Source organism: Isoptericola sp. F-RaC21 (assembly GCF_038593535.1).
Lineage (GTDB): Bacteria > Actinomycetota > Actinomycetes > Actinomycetales > Cellulomonadaceae > Isoptericola.
In genome coordinates this window covers 197553-213582 of sequence record NZ_JBCFYX010000002.1, presented here as the reverse complement: position 1 = coordinate 213582, position 16030 = coordinate 197553, and the positions used below count along the sequence as shown (strand labels likewise).

Annotated in this window: 9 protein-coding genes; all 9 read right to left on the bottom strand. The window is 76.5% G+C overall.

Annotated features, from left to right (window positions below):
- Nucleotides 1–40: 40 nt before the first annotated feature.
- Complete coding sequence (locus tag AAG589_RS06280; protein ID WP_430566418.1) at nt 41–4480, bottom strand: FtsK/SpoIIIE domain-containing protein; 4440 nt, start codon at nt 4478–4480, stop codon at nt 41–43.
- Nucleotides 4481–4557: 77 nt separating this feature from the next.
- Nucleotides 4558–5310 carry a hypothetical protein gene (locus AAG589_RS06275; RefSeq protein WP_430566417.1) on the bottom strand — a complete coding sequence of 251 codons (753 nt, stop codon included), beginning with the start codon at nt 5308–5310 and terminating at the stop codon, nt 4558–4560.
- An 85-nt stretch (nt 5311–5395) separates the two neighbouring features.
- Nucleotides 5396–7117 carry a serine/threonine-protein kinase gene (locus AAG589_RS06270; RefSeq protein ID WP_430566416.1) on the bottom strand — a complete coding sequence of 574 codons (1722 nt, stop codon included), beginning with the start codon at nt 7115–7117 and terminating at the stop codon, nt 5396–5398.
- Nucleotides 7114–8931: an FHA domain-containing protein gene (locus AAG589_RS06265; RefSeq protein ID WP_430566415.1), complete on the bottom strand. Its 1818-nt coding sequence runs from the start codon at nt 8929–8931 to the stop codon at nt 7114–7116. Before AAG589_RS06265 ends, AAG589_RS06270 begins: the two co-directional genes overlap by 4 nt.
- The gene (locus AAG589_RS06260) at nt 8928–9800 is read right to left on the bottom strand and encodes a PP2C family protein-serine/threonine phosphatase (protein WP_430566414.1); all 873 of its coding nucleotides are present in this window, start codon (nt 9798–9800) and stop codon (nt 8928–8930) included. Before AAG589_RS06260 ends, AAG589_RS06265 begins: the two co-directional genes overlap by 4 nt.
- Entirely contained in the window at nt 9797–11299 is a 1503-nt protein-coding gene (locus tag AAG589_RS06255) for an RDD family protein (RefSeq protein ID WP_430566413.1), read from the bottom strand. Before AAG589_RS06255 ends, AAG589_RS06260 begins: the two co-directional genes overlap by 4 nt.
- A complete protein-coding gene (locus AAG589_RS06250; RefSeq protein ID WP_430566412.1) occupies nt 11296–13758 on the bottom strand; it encodes a transglutaminase-like domain-containing protein in 2463 nt (820 codons plus the stop codon). Before AAG589_RS06250 ends, AAG589_RS06255 begins: the two co-directional genes overlap by 4 nt.
- Nucleotides 13755–15011 carry a DUF58 domain-containing protein gene (locus AAG589_RS06245; protein ID WP_430566411.1) on the bottom strand — a complete coding sequence of 419 codons (1257 nt, stop codon included), beginning with the start codon at nt 15009–15011 and terminating at the stop codon, nt 13755–13757. Before AAG589_RS06245 ends, AAG589_RS06250 begins: the two co-directional genes overlap by 4 nt.
- A complete protein-coding gene (locus AAG589_RS06240) occupies nt 15008–15988 on the bottom strand; it encodes an AAA family ATPase (protein WP_430566410.1) in 981 nt (326 codons plus the stop codon). The genes AAG589_RS06245 and AAG589_RS06240 overlap by 4 nt, the downstream gene beginning before the upstream one ends.
- Between the last annotated feature and the right edge of the window lie 42 nt (nt 15989–16030).

Below are 16030 nucleotides of genomic sequence, written 5' to 3'. Positions count from 1 at the left end.
TGGGGACTGCTCCCCATCCCCGCGGCGCGCCGCCGCGCCCCTACTCGGGGAGCGCCACGTGCAGCTTCCGCGGCCGCCCGCCGACGACGAGGAACCCTCGGCCCGGCGGGAAGTCGTTGCGCCGGATCCGGCCCAGACCCGTGTTGAGCAGCGAGTCGCCGTCCAGGTCCCCCGGCGTCAGCAGCAGGCCGGCGCGGCCCGCCTTGAACGGCTGCGCGAGCGTCCACGCCTGGCCCCAGGTGGACGTCTCGGACTCGCCGACGACCAGCTGGTCGGCGCGCACCGCCGACCGCACGAACCGGTCCAGCGTGGCCTCGGCGTCCGAGTCCGTGAAGTCGGCCAGCGCCTCGACGAACAGCGTGAGCCGGCCCGGTGCGTGCTCGCCCGCCTCCACCTCCCGGCGCAGGTCGCGCATCAGGTCGGCGACGTCCTCCTCGCCGTAGGCCGCCTGGTCCCACACGTCCAGCCCTGCGATCGCGGTGCGCCGCATCGCGACGTGCACCAGCCGCCCCTTGCCGGCGCGGCGCAGGGCGTGCGCCATCGTGACCAGCGCGGTCGTGCGCCCCGCGGCGGGCGGGCCCGCCACCATGAACGCGCCGCGCTCCGGCAGGCCCACCGGGGCGACGTCGAGGTCGTCGAGGCCGATCGTGGCGAACCCGTCGACGGTCGCGGGCAGGCCCGACAGCGGGAAGCTGTCCGGCAGCCGCCGCAGCCCGGGGGCCGGGGACACGCCCATGCGCACCATCGACGCCGAGAGACTGGAGACGGCGCGCGACTGGAGCGCCACGTTCGGGTCTCCGCCCAGGACGGCGACCTGCAGCTCGTCGCCGTCGACGACGGCGCGCCCGGGCGGCGACGTCACGTCGAGCACGTCGCGGGGCTCCCCGAGGGTCTGGTACTCGTCCTCCGACGCGAGCCGGTGCACGATCGTCTTCTGGATCGTGGAGCCCAGGGACGCCGGGACGGCGTTCGCCCGGTCCCCCGCGACCACGACGTGCACACCCACCTGGCGGCCGTCGGTGGCGATCTGCGTGAACTGCGTCCAGGCCGGACCCCACTCGAACGCCTCGCGGAACGGCGCGACGCCGTCCACCAGGAGGATCACGCGGGCCTCGTCGGGGCGGTCGGCCAGCCGCCGGTACTCGTCGATGCCGTCGGCGCGCACGGCCGCGTACCGCACCGAGCGCTCGTCCACCAGGTCGGACAGCATCCGGATGACGCGGCCCACCATCTCCTCGTCGTCCCCGGACACGACCGCGCCGACGTGCGGCATCTCCTCGAGCATCCGCAGGCCGCTCGCGCCGAAGTCGAGCGCGTACACGTGCACGGGGCCGCCGCGGGCGGTGATCGCGGCCGAGATCGCGATGGTGCGCAGCGTGGTCGACTTGCCCGAGCCACCCGTGCCGAACACCGCCAGGTTGCCGTCCCGGTCGGGCTCGTAGAAGAACGTCGGCTGGGCCTGCTCGGCCGGGTCGTCCTTGACGCCCAGCAGCAGCTGCGCGTCGGTGCGCGGGTTGGGCAGCAGGGCCAGGTCGTAGGTGGTCGCCATCTCCGGCAGCCACGGCTTGCGGGGCACCGGCACGCCCGCGGACCGGGCGGCCGTCGAGATGTTGCCCACGACGCGGGCGATGTCGTTCGGGCCCGGGTCGGCGACGTCCTCGACCTCCGGCGCGGGCGGCTCCCAGCGCACGGACGAGCCGAACGCGAGCTCCTCCACGTCGATCTCGGCGCGCTCCGGGCGGTCCGACGTCCAGCCGCCGGCGTACCCGGCCTGGAACTGCATGATGCGGCCCGGCCCCGTCTTGGCGGCGCCGCGGCCCGGGATCGACGGGTCGAAGTGCGCCGCCATGGGCAGGCCGAGCACGTCGGAGGAGTCCGCCTCGTCGGCCATGCGCAGCGCCACGCGCAGGTTGGTGTTGGCGCGCAGGTTGTCCTTGATGACGCCGGCCGGGCGCTGCGTGGCCAGGATGAGGTGCAGGCCGAGCGAACGGCCGCGCTGCGCGACGTCGACGACGCCGTCCACGAACTCCGGCACCTCCCCCACCAGGGCCGCGAACTCGTCGACGACGATGATCAGGCTGGGCGGGGCGTCGGGGTCGCCCGTGCGCTCCAGCGACGCCAGGTCCTTCGCCTTCTTGCGGTTGAGCAGGTGCTCGCGGTAGCGCAGCTCGGCGCGCAGCGACGTGAGCGCGCGCCGCACCAGGTGCGGGGACAGGTCGGTCACCAGGCCGACGGTGTGCGGCAGGTGCACGCAGTCGGCGAACGCCGCGCCGCCCTTGTAGTCCACGAACAGGAACGTCACGCGGTCCGGGCTGTGCGCCGCCGCCATGCCGAGCACCCACGACTGCAGGAACTCGGACTTGCCCGCGCCCGTGGTGCCGCCGACGAGGGCGTGCGGGCCCTGGGTGCGCAGGTCCAGGTGCATCGGCTCGACGCCGTTGTGCCCCACCAGGGCGCGCAGGTCGGTGGGCTTCTTGCGCCGCACCGGCGGCGTGCCGTCCCGCGGGGTGAGCGAGCCGTTCTCCTTCCAGCGCTCGATGACCGACCCGGCGTCGTCGCGCAGGCCCATGCCCGCGAGCGCCAGGTACGACACCGTGCGCGGCAGGTCGGAGTCGTCCTCCACGGGGGCGCCGACGTCGATCACCGGCGCCATGGACCGCGAGATCTCGTGCGCCTCGCCCAGCTCGACCGTCTCGCACACCACCGGGTAGCTGAGGCGGCCCTCGCGCACCTCGCCCGTGGTGCCCGCCGCCGGGTCGGCGACGCGTACGAACGTGCGGCAGCAGCCGGGCAGCTGTTCCACGGTGGGCGCGACCCACAGCACGTGCACGCCGGCGTCCGCGCCGCGCTCGGCCAGGCGGGTCAGGCGCGACCGGTCCACGGGGGCGTCGTCCTCCACCAGCACGACGACGCTCGGGAGGATCGGCTCCGGGACCGCGTCGTTCTCCTTCTCCTCGTCGATCGGGCCGCGCAGCTCCGCGCGGCGCTCCAGCGACGCGCCGCGCGCCTCGATGAGGTCCTCGAGGCGCGACAGCAGGCCGGCCGCCGTCCCCGGGTTGTCGGCGAGGTGGTCGGACGCGCCGAGCGGGCTGTGCGGCGAGCCGGTGTGCGGCACCCACTCGAGCCACTCCCAGCTCTCGCGGGAGCGCTGGGAGGTGATCGCCGCGACGACGAGGTCCGCGGGCGAGTGCAGCGTGACGAGCTGCAGCAGGGCCGAGCGCCCCACGGCGTCCGCCACGGCGTCGGGCCCGGCGATGCCGAACCCGCCCGCGGTGCGCAGGCGCGCCACGATCGGCACGTCGGTGATCGTGTGGCACTGGTCCTGGAGCTCGCTGATCCGGTCCCAGAACTCGGGCAGCGTGTCGTTCTCGTTCGGCCCGTCGACCGTCGTGCGCGACGGCGCGGCCCCCAGCCCCATCCGCAGCGTGAGGAACGCGGGGTGCTCGGGGCGGTGCGTCCACATCAGCCCGCTGAGCCGGCGGACCGCGTCCAGCGCGTCGCCCACCGCCGGGGTCTCCGACAGCCGCACGGCGCGCTCCACCGTGTGCGACTTCACGATGGTCTGCGACAGCGCGTCCGCGGAGGCGTAGAACGCCGCGCTCTCCCGCTTGAACCGGCGCTTCTCCTGGATGAGGTTGTCGAGGTACATCGCGAGCATGAGGATGGGGCTCAGCGCCATGAAGATCACCGAGAGCAGGCTCTGGGTGACCGCGAACATGACGCCGCCGAGGATCAGCGGCGCGACCATCGCCAGCCACGGCAGGTGGAACGGCTGCACCGGCTGCGGCGGCTTCGGCGCCACCAGCTTCTTCTCCGGGTAGCGCGCCACGACGCGCGGCGACCGGTTGAACTCCACCACCGGGCTCGTGGGCGCGATGCTGGCGCTGCGGTGCAGCGGCACCACGGAGAACGTGGTGTCGCCCGCCACGACCGTGTCCGACGACGTGAGGTAGGCCCGCGTCATGCGCTCGCCGCCCATGACGAGCCCGTTGGCCGAGTTGAGGTCCGCGACCTCGATCGTCTCGCCCACGGAGATGCGCGCGTGCCGCTTCGAGACCAGCGAGTCGCTGAGGCGGATGTCCATGCCGCGCTCGCGGCCCAGGTAGCTGGTGCCGGCCGGCAGCGGGAACTCCGCGCCCGCGTCCGGCCCCTCCAGGACGCGGAGCACGGCGACGGCCGGGCCGCGGGCCTGGCCCGGCTGGTCGAACTGCTCCGACATCCGCACGATCTCGACCGAGGAGCCGGAGCGCAGGCCCGCGGTGACGACGTCGTCCGCGGGCAGCAGCAGCCGCGGCTGGCCGACGTCGCCCGTGGGGCGCACCTGCAGGGTCAGCCGGTCGGGCACGGTGGCGCCCGCCCGCTGCGGGTCGCCGCCGAACAGGGCCTCGGCGACGTCCTGGACCGAGGCCGTCGCGTCGGCGGTGACGGCGACGTTCGCGACGCTGTGGTCGGGGCGGTGCAGGGCGAGCTTGATGCGCACGGGGTCCTCGGCGTTCCGTTCGGTGAGAGGTCAGGAGCAGGGCGGGGGCGGGCAGGCGCGGCAGGGCGCCGGCGGGGTCAGCCGTCGTCGGCCAGGTCGAGCAGCGGCAGGTCCTCCGGCGTCACCAGACGGGAGGCGACGGCGTACTCGACCAGCCGGGCGCGCCGGTTCGTCGCCAGCGCCCCGGGGCCGCCGCGCAGCCCCTTCACGCCCATCCGGTCCAGCTTGTCGCAGACGTTGTCGAGCTTGCGGTTGAAGCGCGTCGTGGCCCAGCCGAGGCGGTCCGCGGCGGCCTGCGACGACGGGATCTCCACGAGCGACGTCCCCTCGCGCCGCAGCATCGGCTCCGCCAGCGCGAGCACCAGCTGCCGCTGGGAGAGCGTGAACGACGGCATCCCGATGGTCGTGGAGCCCACCTCGTCCTGCGGGTCGCCGCCCACCGCCGCGTACGGGGCGTCGTCCAGGTGCACGGCGAGCTCGTACGTCGTCGGGCCGGCCGTGAACACCACCGTCGTGGCGGGGAAGACGACGGGGAGCCGGCTGCCCGGCGACAGCCACGACTGCACGCCGCCGCCGGCCTGGCTCACCGTCGCCGAGAGCCGCGACCCCAGGTTCACGAGCCACCACATGCCGCCCTCGTGCACGAAGCGCAGGAAGCGCCGGTGCAGGTACGGGTTGTCGTCGACCTCCAGGTCGGCGTCCCGGCCCACGTCGAACCCCGGGCCCGCCGGGTCCGGGTAGAACCACTCGCCGCAGAACTCCACGGCGAGGGGCGCCGGCCCCGCGGGCTGCGGCGTCCCGGCGTCGTCGCCGGCCGGCGTTCCCGTCATCGTGCCTCCTGATCCGTGGAGCAGTGCGTGGAGCGGTTCGTGGAGCGGTGCGTGGAGCGGTTCGTGGAGCGGCCCGTCCGGCGGGTCATGGCGCCGTCACGCAGGCGTCCTGCGGCTGCGCCGAGGGCTTGCCGTTGCGCACGACCACGACCGAGACGCACGTCTCGCCGGAGTCGAGCGGGACGGAGACGCGCGTGGAGTCGGTGGGCTCGTAGGGCGCGTCCCCGGTCAGGCTGAGCTTCGCCCAGGCGTACGAGTCGCCGTCCTGGGCGCCCTTCGGCGGCTTCCAGCTGAAGACCGCCTCGTCGCCGTCCGCCTTGCCGGCGAGGCCCTGCACCGGCGGCACGAGGTCGCCCAGGTTGTCCTCGGCCGGGGCGGGCTGCTCCGACGCCGACCCGCCCGTGGCGGAGGCCGTCGGGTCGTCGGCCTCGCCGAGCCCGTTCAGGAGCCCGACCAGCACGCCCACCGCGACGACCGCCAGCACGACGCCGCCCACGACCAGGCCCACCACGCGGCGCCGGGGCCGGGGGTCGTCCTCGGGACCCCCGGGCCCGTCCGGCATGCTCGCGCGCGACGGGGCCGCGGACGCCGACCGGTAGACCGTCTCCTCGTCCGGCACGCCGGGCAGCCCGGTGCCCGGGCCGGTGGTCCACCCCGTGTCGGCGGCCGGCGCACCGCCGTCGAGCACGGGCACGTACCCGCCCGTGGACGGGCTCGTGGCAGGGCTCACGGCAGAGCTCGCGGCAGGGTTCGACGGCGCCGCGGGACGTCCCGGCGCGACGTCGGGGGCGGCGGGCGCGGGGGCGCCCCAGGACGCCGCCGGCGGCCGCGGCGCGGAGGGCCGCGACGGCGACGGGTCGACCGAGACGACCTCGCGCAGCCGGGTGCCGGGGGCGTCGTCGTCGAGGTCGTCGATGGCGTCGTCCGCGTGCACCTGGCCCGAGTCGTCCAGGACGTCGACGGGCGTGTGCGCCAGCGCCAGCTCGCCCTGGGCGCGCTGCAGCGCCCGGGCGAACGCGAGCGCCGACGGGTAGCGCGCCTCGGGCCGCTTGGCCATCGCGGTGGACAGCACGCCCTCCAGCGACGGCGGCAGGTCGCTGCGCCCCACCGGCGGCAGCGGCGTCCCCGTGATCCGCGCGACCAGGTCGGCGGACGTGTTCCCGCCTCCCGGCACCTCGAACGGCGTGCGCCCGGCGAGCAGCGTGTACAGCGTGGCCGCGAGCGCCCAGACGTCGGTCGCGACGCCGGACAGCGGCGGGTCGGAGAACGCCTCCGGCGGCGACCACGGGATCGACATGCCCTCGGCCTCGCCGCTGTCGCCGAGCGTGGCAGAGATGCCGAAGTCGGTCAGCGCCGGGTGCCCGTACTCGGTGACGAGCACGTTGGCCGGCTTGATGTCGCGGTGGATGATGCCGGCCCGGTGCGCGGTCTCGACGGCGCCCGCGACCTGGATCGTGGTCCGCAGCGCCTCGGCCACCGAGAAGCGCTCCCTGCGGTAGCGCTGCCCGAGGTTGGGGCGGGGGCAGTACTCCATCGCCAGGTACGGGCGGCCGTCCTGGGCGATGTCCGCCTCGTAGATGGTCGCGATCGACGGGTGGCTCGACAGCGAGGCCATGAGGTCGGCCTCGGACTCGAACGCGGCGCGGCGGCCGCTGTCGCGCTCGGTGAGCAGCACCTTGACCGCGACGCGGCGGCGCGGTCGGTGCTGCTGGTACAGGAAGACGTCGGCGAAGCCGCCGGAGCCGATGAGCGAGATGTACTCGAACCCGTCGATCTGCGGCGGCGGTGCGGGGGCTCTCTTGCTCACCACAGCCCCTCGAAGCTCAGGGTCACGCCGTCGCCGAGGTCGACGACGTCACCGTCCGCGAGCAGCGTCGGCTCGTTCGGGTGCAGCCGCTGCGGCGCCTGCCCGGGCCGCAGCAGCACCGTGCCGTTGGTGGTCGCCAGGTCGCTGGCCAGCACGTGCCAGCCCTCCAGCTGCACGGACACGTGCGAGCGCGAGACGTCGTTCTGCGGGCTGGGCACCGTCACGAGGCGCGGCATCTCGGCCGCCGCGGAGCGCGGCGAGCGGGGCCGCCGGCCGACGACGAGCGGGCGGTCCAGGTCCACGGCGCTCCCGTCGGAGACCCGCACCTGCCCGAGCGGCGGCCGCGGGGCGGGCGCGGCGTCACCCTGCAGGGCGGCGCCGCACTCGCGGCAGTCGTCGCGCGACGGCGGGTTGGCGTGCCCCGAGGGGCACACGCGGGCCAGCACCTGCGGTCCGGAGGCGAGCGCCGGCCCGGGCGCCGACGCGCCGCCGGCCGGGTCGGCGGGCGCCGGGCCCGCGAGGGCCGGCTGCGCCACCGCCTGCGCGCGCAGCGCGGCGATCTGCGACCCCATCACGGTGTGCCCGTCGTGGTCGTCGTCCGCGGCGTCCTCCTCCGGCGGTGTGTCGGTGGCGGGGCCGGGCGCGGTGCCGGGAGCAGAGACCGGCGGGGCCGGCGGCGTGACGGGCTCCGGCGCGGCGGCCGGTGCCCCGCCCCAGGACCGGGGCACGCCCGAGATCAGCCCGGGTCCGTCGTCGAGGGGCGCCGGCGGCGGGCCGGCGAGGTCCGCCGCCTCCGGCGCGACCGTGGCGGCGGGGTCCACCGGGGCGTCGGCGGCCACCGCCCCGGTCTCGGGGCCGGACGACGCGGGGCCGGACGCCCCGGCCGCCGCCTCGTGCTCGTCGTGCTCGTCGTCCGCGGCCAGGCGCACGGCGGCGTCCTCCACGCTGCGCGCGATCGTCTCGCCCCACAGGTGCGTGTAGCCGGCGAACGCCGGCTCGTCGGGCTGCTCGTCCTGCGGCCCGGCGTCCTGCACAGCGTCCTGCACGGCCCCCGCGTCCGCCGGCACGTCGGCGCCGGCCCCGTCCTCCGCCACCGGCGGCGTCCCCTCGAGCTCCGGCTCAGGCTCGGGCTCGGGGAGCACCGTCTCGACGGACGGGGCGAAGGTCTCGGAGAGCCCGACGAGCGTCGCCGGCTCCGGCCGCGGCGGCGCGACGTCGTCCGCGGGAGCGGGACGTCCGGACGCCGCGGGGCGGTCGGCGGGCGCCGGGCGGTCGGCGGGCGCGGCCTCGACGAGGACGGGAAGGCCGGCGCCGTCAGCGCCACCTGCACCCTCAGCACCGCCCGCACCGTCCAGGGCCGCCGACACCGCGGCGGCCCGGACCACGCCTTGCCGCACCGGCCAGGAGGCCGTGCCGGCGCCGTCGGCGTCGTCCGCGGCGGCGCCGACCCGGTCGAGCCGCACGGCGTGCACGCCCGCGACGCGGCGCTCCTGCCACGTGGAGACCCCGGAGCCCTCGACGTCCACCGGCCCGTCCGCGGTCTCGCAGCGCACCCGGAAGCCGCCGCGCACGAGCACGTGCGCCTCCCGGTCCCCGGCGACCGTGGCCGCGGCGAAGTCCGGCAGGGTCGCGAGGTCGAGCCCGAAGTGCGCCGTCAGCACGTCCACCACGGCGGTGACGCGGGGCGTGCCCGCGGCCCCCGCCTCCCACAGCGGGCCGGCCGTCGCCGACGCGGACGCCGGCAGCAGCGCCCACGCCCGGTCGTGCACGACGGCGACGTCGTCGCCCGGCGTGTATCGCGCGGTCGCGGTCACAGCGGTCCTCCCATCACGAGCCCGTGCGCGCGGGGCAGCGTGTCCTCGTCGTCCGTCTCGGTCTCGGCCCGCGGGGCCGTGTGCTCGGCGCCCGGGTCGTCGTCCGCCGAGGCCGCGTCCACCACCACCACGGTGATGTTGTCCCGCCCCCCGGCATGCAGAGCCTCCGCGACCAGACGGTCGGCCGCCACCTGAGGGTCCGGGGCCGCGAGCAGGATCTTCGCGATCCGGGCGTCGTCGAGCTCGACCGTGAGGCCGTCCGAGCAGATCAGCATCCGGTCGTGCGCGCCCACGGGCAGGAACCAGAAGTCGGCCGCAGGGCGCGGGCCCGGGCCCAGGGCCCGCGTCACGACGTGCCGGCGCGGGTGCGTGCGCGCCTGGGCGGCGGTGATCTCCCCGGCGTCGAGGAGCTCCTGCACCTCGGAGTGGTCCACGCTCACCTGCTCCAGGCTCCCGTCGACCAGGAGGTAGGTGCGCGAGTCGCCCAGGTTGAGGACCAGCCAGTAGGGGGCGCCCTCGTGCTCCACGAGGATCACGCCGGTGATCGTGGTCCCGGCGCCGCGGCCGGGCGCGGTGCCGATCTCCTGCAGCCGCTCGTGCGCGATCGCGAGGCGCTCCTCGACGTCGTGCGTGGCGCTCTCGCCCGCCGCCTCGCGCAGGCCCGCGGACAGCGGCTCGAGGGCCTCGACCGCGACCCGGCTCGCGACCTCGCCGGCGTCGTGGCCGCCCATGCCGTCCGCGACGACGAACGCCCGCCCCGACGCGAGGAGGCTGTCCTCGTTGAGGGTCCGCCGGGCGCCGCGGTGCGTCGCGGCGCCCCACCGCACCTCGAGCGGGAGGTCGAGGGGCGTCCCCCCGGCGGCGCTCACGCGTCGCCCCGGACGATCTTCACCGGGCAGTCCCCCAGGTGCAGCGTCGCGTCGAACGGCACCCGGACGCGCGCGCCGGCCGCCACGATCCGCGGTCGCTGCCCGGGCGCCGACACCACGGTGCCGTTGGTCGAGCCCCGGTCCACGACCCACAGGCCGCTCGGGTCCGGGTACAGCTCGGCGTGCGTCTTGGAGACGGACCGGGTGCTGTCCGGCACGACGACGGTGGTCCACGTCTCGCCGGCGGGCGACTGCGGGTTGCGGCCCACGAGCGTCGGGGCCGTGACCACGGCGACCGTCTCCCCCGAGTCGAGCACGAGGGCGGCCGGGCGCGGGGCGACGGGCACCATGCGCGTCTGCCCGTCGACCGGCTCGTCGGCCGCGTCCTCGACCTGCGGCGCGGCCGGCTGCTCGACCTGCGCCGCGGCGGGGGCCGCCGGGGCGGGCGCCGCTGGGCCCGGGGAGGGGGCGGCAGCGGCCGGTGCGGGCGCGCCGCCCTGCACGACGCCGGGGACGCGCGTGATCAGCCCCTCGGCCGGGGCCGGAGCGGAGGGGAACTCCCAGGGGTCCGGCGTCGCGGCGCGCGCCGGCTCGGCGGGGGCGGCCTCCGCCTCCGCCGGCGCCGGGGCGGCCGGCGCCGCGGGTGCCGCGGGTGCCGCGGGTGCCGCGGCCGGAGCCTGCGCGGCAGCGGGAGCCGCTGCCGCGACGGGTGCGGGGGCGGCGAACGCGGTCAGCGAGGTGATCGGCTCGGGCCCGGCGTCCCTGGGTCGGTGCAGCACCACGGCGCGGGCGGCCTTGTCGTGCCAGCCCTGACGGCGCGGCCCGTCGAACGAGGGGCTCGCCAGCACCACGAACTGCCCGATCCCCAGCACGACCGTGCCGGCGCCGATGATGATCCAGCGCAGCGCGGCGCGCCAGAACCCGAGGGGCTGGTACGTCTGCTCGTCGAGCGTGCGCAGCCCCAGCAGCGCGCCGCCGACCGTGCGGCCGGTGCGCCCCTCGACGAGCACCAGCGCCACCCAGCAGGCGAGGGCCACGACGGCGGCCACGACGTACGCGCCCACGATCCGGGCGGCGATCGCCGCGGCCTCCTCCGGCGTGACCTGGACGACGCCGCCGGTGAGCGGCACCCCGGCCGTCCCGAGCCCGACGAGGAGCGCCACGAACGGCAGCACCCCCATCGCGACGCCGTCGATCAGCCACGCCGCGAACCGGCGACCGGTGCCCGCGGTCGTGGCGCCCGCCGGCACCCCGCCCGCAGGTGCGGCGAAGGGGATTCCCGCCGCCACCGTGTCGGGCGACGCCGGCGCCCCGGCCGACGGGCCCGCGCCGGCGGGCGCGGCCTCGGGCACCTGGTGGGCGAAGATGCCGCCGGCCGGTCGCCGCGGGTCCTGCGGCACCCGCTGCCCGGTGCGCGGGAACTCCGTGCCGCACAGCGCGCACAGCGCCGCGCCGGCGGGCTGGGCGCTGCCACAGGCCGCGCAGGTGATGTCCGTCATCGGGATTCCCCGTTCTCGTTCCCGTGCTCGTTCCGGTGCTGCTGCTCGCTGTCGGGGCGCGCCGCCGCGGACGGCCGGCCCCACGGTAGCCGCGCGCGCACGGCCGGCCACCACGCGAGCCACCGTGCCGGCCCCCGAGACCCGTCGCCCCCGCGCAGGGAGCGGAGCGAGACCGCGGCCCGCCACCGGTCGCGCCGGCGCACGCCGGAGCGCAGCCCGCCCACCACGGTGGCGACGTCGGCCCAGTAGGCCTCCGCCTCCTGCGGGCTCGGCTCGGCGCCGCCGAAGACGCTGGCGTCCGCGCGGTGCGCCAGCGCCACGTGCCCCGTGTCGCCGAACCGCTCGCCCAGCGCCTGCGCGCCCTCCCGGCGGGTGGCGCCCGGCGGGACGCCGGTGCCGAGGTCCGTGGCGGTGTCCACCACCTCGCGCCATCCCCCGCTCATCCGGTCGGACGGGCGCCCGGTGGTCCGCCGCCGGGTGCGACGGCGCGCCTTGAGCGCCAGGATCACGAGGAACGGCGAGGCCAGCAGCGCCAGCGGCACCACCACGGCCGCGACCACCAGGGCGGCCAGGCCCCAGTCGAAGCCCGCCCCGTCCTGGTCGTCGTCGTCGGTGTCCTCGGTCTCGCCCGGGATGTCGTCGGCGGGCTCCTCCGGCGGCTCCGGCTCGTCGAGCACCGGCGGCTTGGGCACCTGCTTGCTGCGCGGCTGGGGCTGGACCTTGGAGTCCTCGTCGGGCACGGCGTCGATCGGCGCCCAGCCGTACCCCTCGAACGGGACCTCGACCCAGGCGTGCACGTCCTGGCCCGTGGCGACGTACGGGTCGCCCGGCTCGAGCGTGCCCTTCTCCGGGTAGAAGCCCATGGTCACCCGGGCGGGGATGCCGGCCTCGCGAGCCATGAGTGCGAGCGCGACGGCGAACTGCTCGTCGTCGCCGACCATCTCCTCGTCCGCGAGCAGCGCGTCGATGCGCGCCGCGAAGTGGCCCGGCCGCGAGAACGACTGGCCCTCCAGCCCGCTCGAGAAGATGCCGGAGGCCACCAGGCCGTCGCGCAGCGCGAACAGCCGCTCCACGGGGTCGGTCGCGTCGCCCATGAACTGCCCCGCCTTGTCGCTCGTGGACGCCGGGACGTCGTCCTTCGGCAGCGGCGGCAGCTCGACGTCGGTGTCGATCGCCCCCGCGCGCAGGTCCTCCTCCGACGGGGCCGGCGCCACCTGGGCCTGCACTTCGTAGGAGTCGCCCGCGCCGACGCCCTCGGTCGCCAGCAGCGTGCCCGTGGTGGCGTTGTAGTAGGTGCCGGCGGCGTGCTCGTCGGCCCGGTCGCCCTCCCAGGTGATCCCCGTGACGGCGCCGACGTCGGGCAGCCACACGCCCGAGTAGTCGAGCACCTGCACCGTGACCGGCCGTCGGGCGGCGTCGCCCGCGGTCGCGATCTGGGCGCCGGCGCGGGTGTAGACCCCGGACCCGGGCAGGTCGCTCGACGCGGCGAACACGACGCCGTCGTAGGAGTCGAGGGTCGCGAGCCGCACCCGCGCCCCCTCGGGCAGCCCCTCGACGCGGAAGAGCTCCGTCTCCCGCTTGTCCTTGGCGTACTCGCGGAACGACGCGAGCGGCGTCACGTACTGGTGCAGGTCGAGCGGCGGGGTGATCTCGTCGCGCAGCACGGTGCGGGGGTCCGCGGGCAGCAGGGCGGGAGCGGCGACGGCCGCCACCACCGCCGCCACGCCCAGCACCATCGCGCCCGTGCGGAACCGGTACCAGCGCAGCCGGCGGGTCGCCTCGGTGCTCGCCTCCGTCGTGACCGAGTGCGTCCCGAGGCGCCCCTCGACCACCCGCAGCGCCGACCACAGCAGCCCGACGGCGCCGAGCACCAGGCCCTGCGCCAGCGGCAGCGCCTCGTCGACCGTGCCGAGCAGGATCACGCCGACGAGGCCGGCCACCAGGGGCAGCATCGCCCAGGCCGCGAACCGGGCCCGCCACGCGATCGTGCCGGCGAGCACCGCCACGACGAGCATCAGCAGGTACGGCACCACGGCCAGGTCGGGGAACGACAGCAGCGGCGGCGGGGAGGTGACGAACTCCTTCCAGCTCTCCACGGACCCGAGCGCCAGCCCGCGCACCGTGGAGAGCGTGGGCACCGCCCCGCCCAGCGTCGTGGCGGGCAGCGCCAGGGCGCCGCCGAGCACGAAGTAGCCGACGATCGTCACGGCGGCGACCGTGAGCACGGGCCAGCGCCGCCAGGCGCCCAGCCACGCGATCAGCAGGCCGACCACGGCGCCGCCGCCCGCGGGCAGCAGGTAGCCCGTCGACCCCCACACGGGCCCGAAGCCCACGACGACGGCGGCGAGCAGCAGCACCAGGACGGCGCCGTCGACCGCGCCGGCCCGGGTCAGGGCGCGGGGCGCGGGGCCTCGACGGCGCGTCGTGCCCTGGGTGCCCTGGGTGTGCACCTCGGTCATCGCTCGTTCATCCTCCGCATCGCGAGCGGCAGCTCGCCGAGGCTGCCGAGGGTGAGCACGGTCAGCTCGGCCACGGTGTGCCGGCTCATGGACGACCCCGGCACGCACTGCAGCGCGACGACCTGCACGTTCTGCGGCAGGCGTGCCGAGGCGGCCCGCAGCTCGGCCGGGCGCACCCCGCTGCCCACGACGAACGCCACGACGGACGCGTCGGTGATGGTCTGCCCCGCCAGCCGCGCGACGTCGGCGAGCCGCGCGCGGGTCGCGGACGTCGTCTCGACCCGGGCGAGGTCGTCGAGCAGGCGCGTGCGGTCGTCGCCGCGCAGCCGCCCGTCGTTCACGAGCACGGTGACGCCGCGGTCCTCGCGGATGGCCTGCAGGCCGAGCGAGCCGCACACGCTGACCGCGAGCTCGAACTCGTCGTCGCTCGCGTAGTCGTCGTGGCGCGTCGAGAGCAGCACGGCCAGGTGAGAGCGGCGCGTCTCCTCGAACTGCCGCACGACGAGCTGGCCGGTGCGGGCCGTCGTCTTCCAGTGCACGTGCCGCAGGTCGTCGCCGGGCACGTAGTCGCGCAGCGCGTGGAACGACACGTCGGAGTCGGACAGGTCCGTGGTGACGCGGCCCTCGAGGTCCTTGAGGAAGCCCGTGGACGACCCGGTGAGCGGCTTCGTCACCGGGTGCACGAACAGCTCCTCGACCTGGGTGAGCTGCACCTCGCGGCGCAGCAGGCCCAGGGGGTCCGAGCGCACGGAGCGCACGGGGCCCACCGGGATGACGCAGCGGCGGCGGGTCGGCACGGTGAAGATCTCCTCGTGCGTGCCGCCCGGCCGCAGGCGGGGCACGGGGAACGCGGCCGATCCGGCGCCGACCGGCACCTCCATGACCGACGGCAGCAGCGGCCGCTGGGTCGGGTTGCGCACCTCCAGGCGGCCGACGGCGCGCTCGCCGACGGTCACGCGGCGCTGGGCCAGGTCGAGGTGCACCGCGTAGCGCAGCCGGCCCAGCACGAACGCGAGCGCCCCGAGCAGCACCACCGTGAGCAGCACGGCGACGACGAGCACCTCGAGCCACGACCCCATCAGGCCCGCCACCCACGCGGCGACGGCGGTCGCCAGGACCGCCCAGCCGAAGGGGCTGACGGACGAGGTCACCGGGGAGGCGAGCTCGCGCGCCCGGCCCCAGGGTCCCTCGACGCGCCCGAGCGCGCGCCGCAGCGCGCGCCGGGCGTCGTGCCGCCACGTGCGCGAGGTCATGCCCGGGCCTTCTCCTGCGGTGCGGCGACGTCGGCGAGGATCCGGGCCAGCACCTGCTCGGCGGTGGTGCCCGCGAACTCCGCCTCCGGGTCGAGCGTGAGGCGGTGCGCCCACACGGGCTGCACGAGCTGCTTCACGTCGTCGGGCAGCACGTAGTTGCGGCCGTGCGCCGCCGCCCAGACCTTGGCGCAGCGCACCAGCGCGAGGGCGCCGCGCACCGAGACGCCGACCCGCACCTCCAGCGCGGCGCGGGACTCCTCCGCCAGGCGCGAGACGTACTCGAGGACGGCCGGGTCCACGTGCGTGGTGCCCGCCAGCTCGGCCATCTCGACGACGGCGGAGGTGGTGACGATCGGCGTCAGCGCGGCGCTGCGGTCGCGCACCGACGCCCCGCCGAGGATCTGCACCGTCGAGGCGTGGTCGGGGTAGCCCACCGACGTCTTCATGAGGAAGCGGTCGAGCTGCGCCTCCGGCAGCCGGTAGGTGCCGGCCTGCTCGATCGGGTTCTGCGTCGCGATCACCATGAAGGGGCGCCCGGCGGAGTGCGGCACGCCGTCGACCGTGACCTGGCCCTCCTCCATGACCTCCAGCAGCGCGGACTGCGTCTTCGGCGAGGCGCGGTTGATCTCGTCCGCGAGCACGATCGAGGCGAACACCGGTCCGGGGTGGAAGTCGAACTCGCCGGTCTTCTGGTCGTAGATCGTCACGCCCGTGACGTCGGAGGGCAGCAGGTCGGGCGTGAACTGGATGCGGCTGCTGGTGCCCTGCACGCTCGCGGCCAGCGCGCGGGCCAGCGACGTCTTGCCCGTGCCCGGCGCGTCCTCGAGCAGCAGGTGGCCCTCGGCCAGCATGCACGTCAGCGCGAGGCGCACCACCGGGGCCTTGCCGAGCACCGCCTGCCCGACGTTGCCGACCAGGCGGTCGAAGGTCTGGGCGAACCAGGCGGCCTGCTCCGGGGTCATCGTGGTCGTCGTCATGGCTGCTCTCTCGTGTGCGGCGCCGGCGGGCGGCGCGGGTCG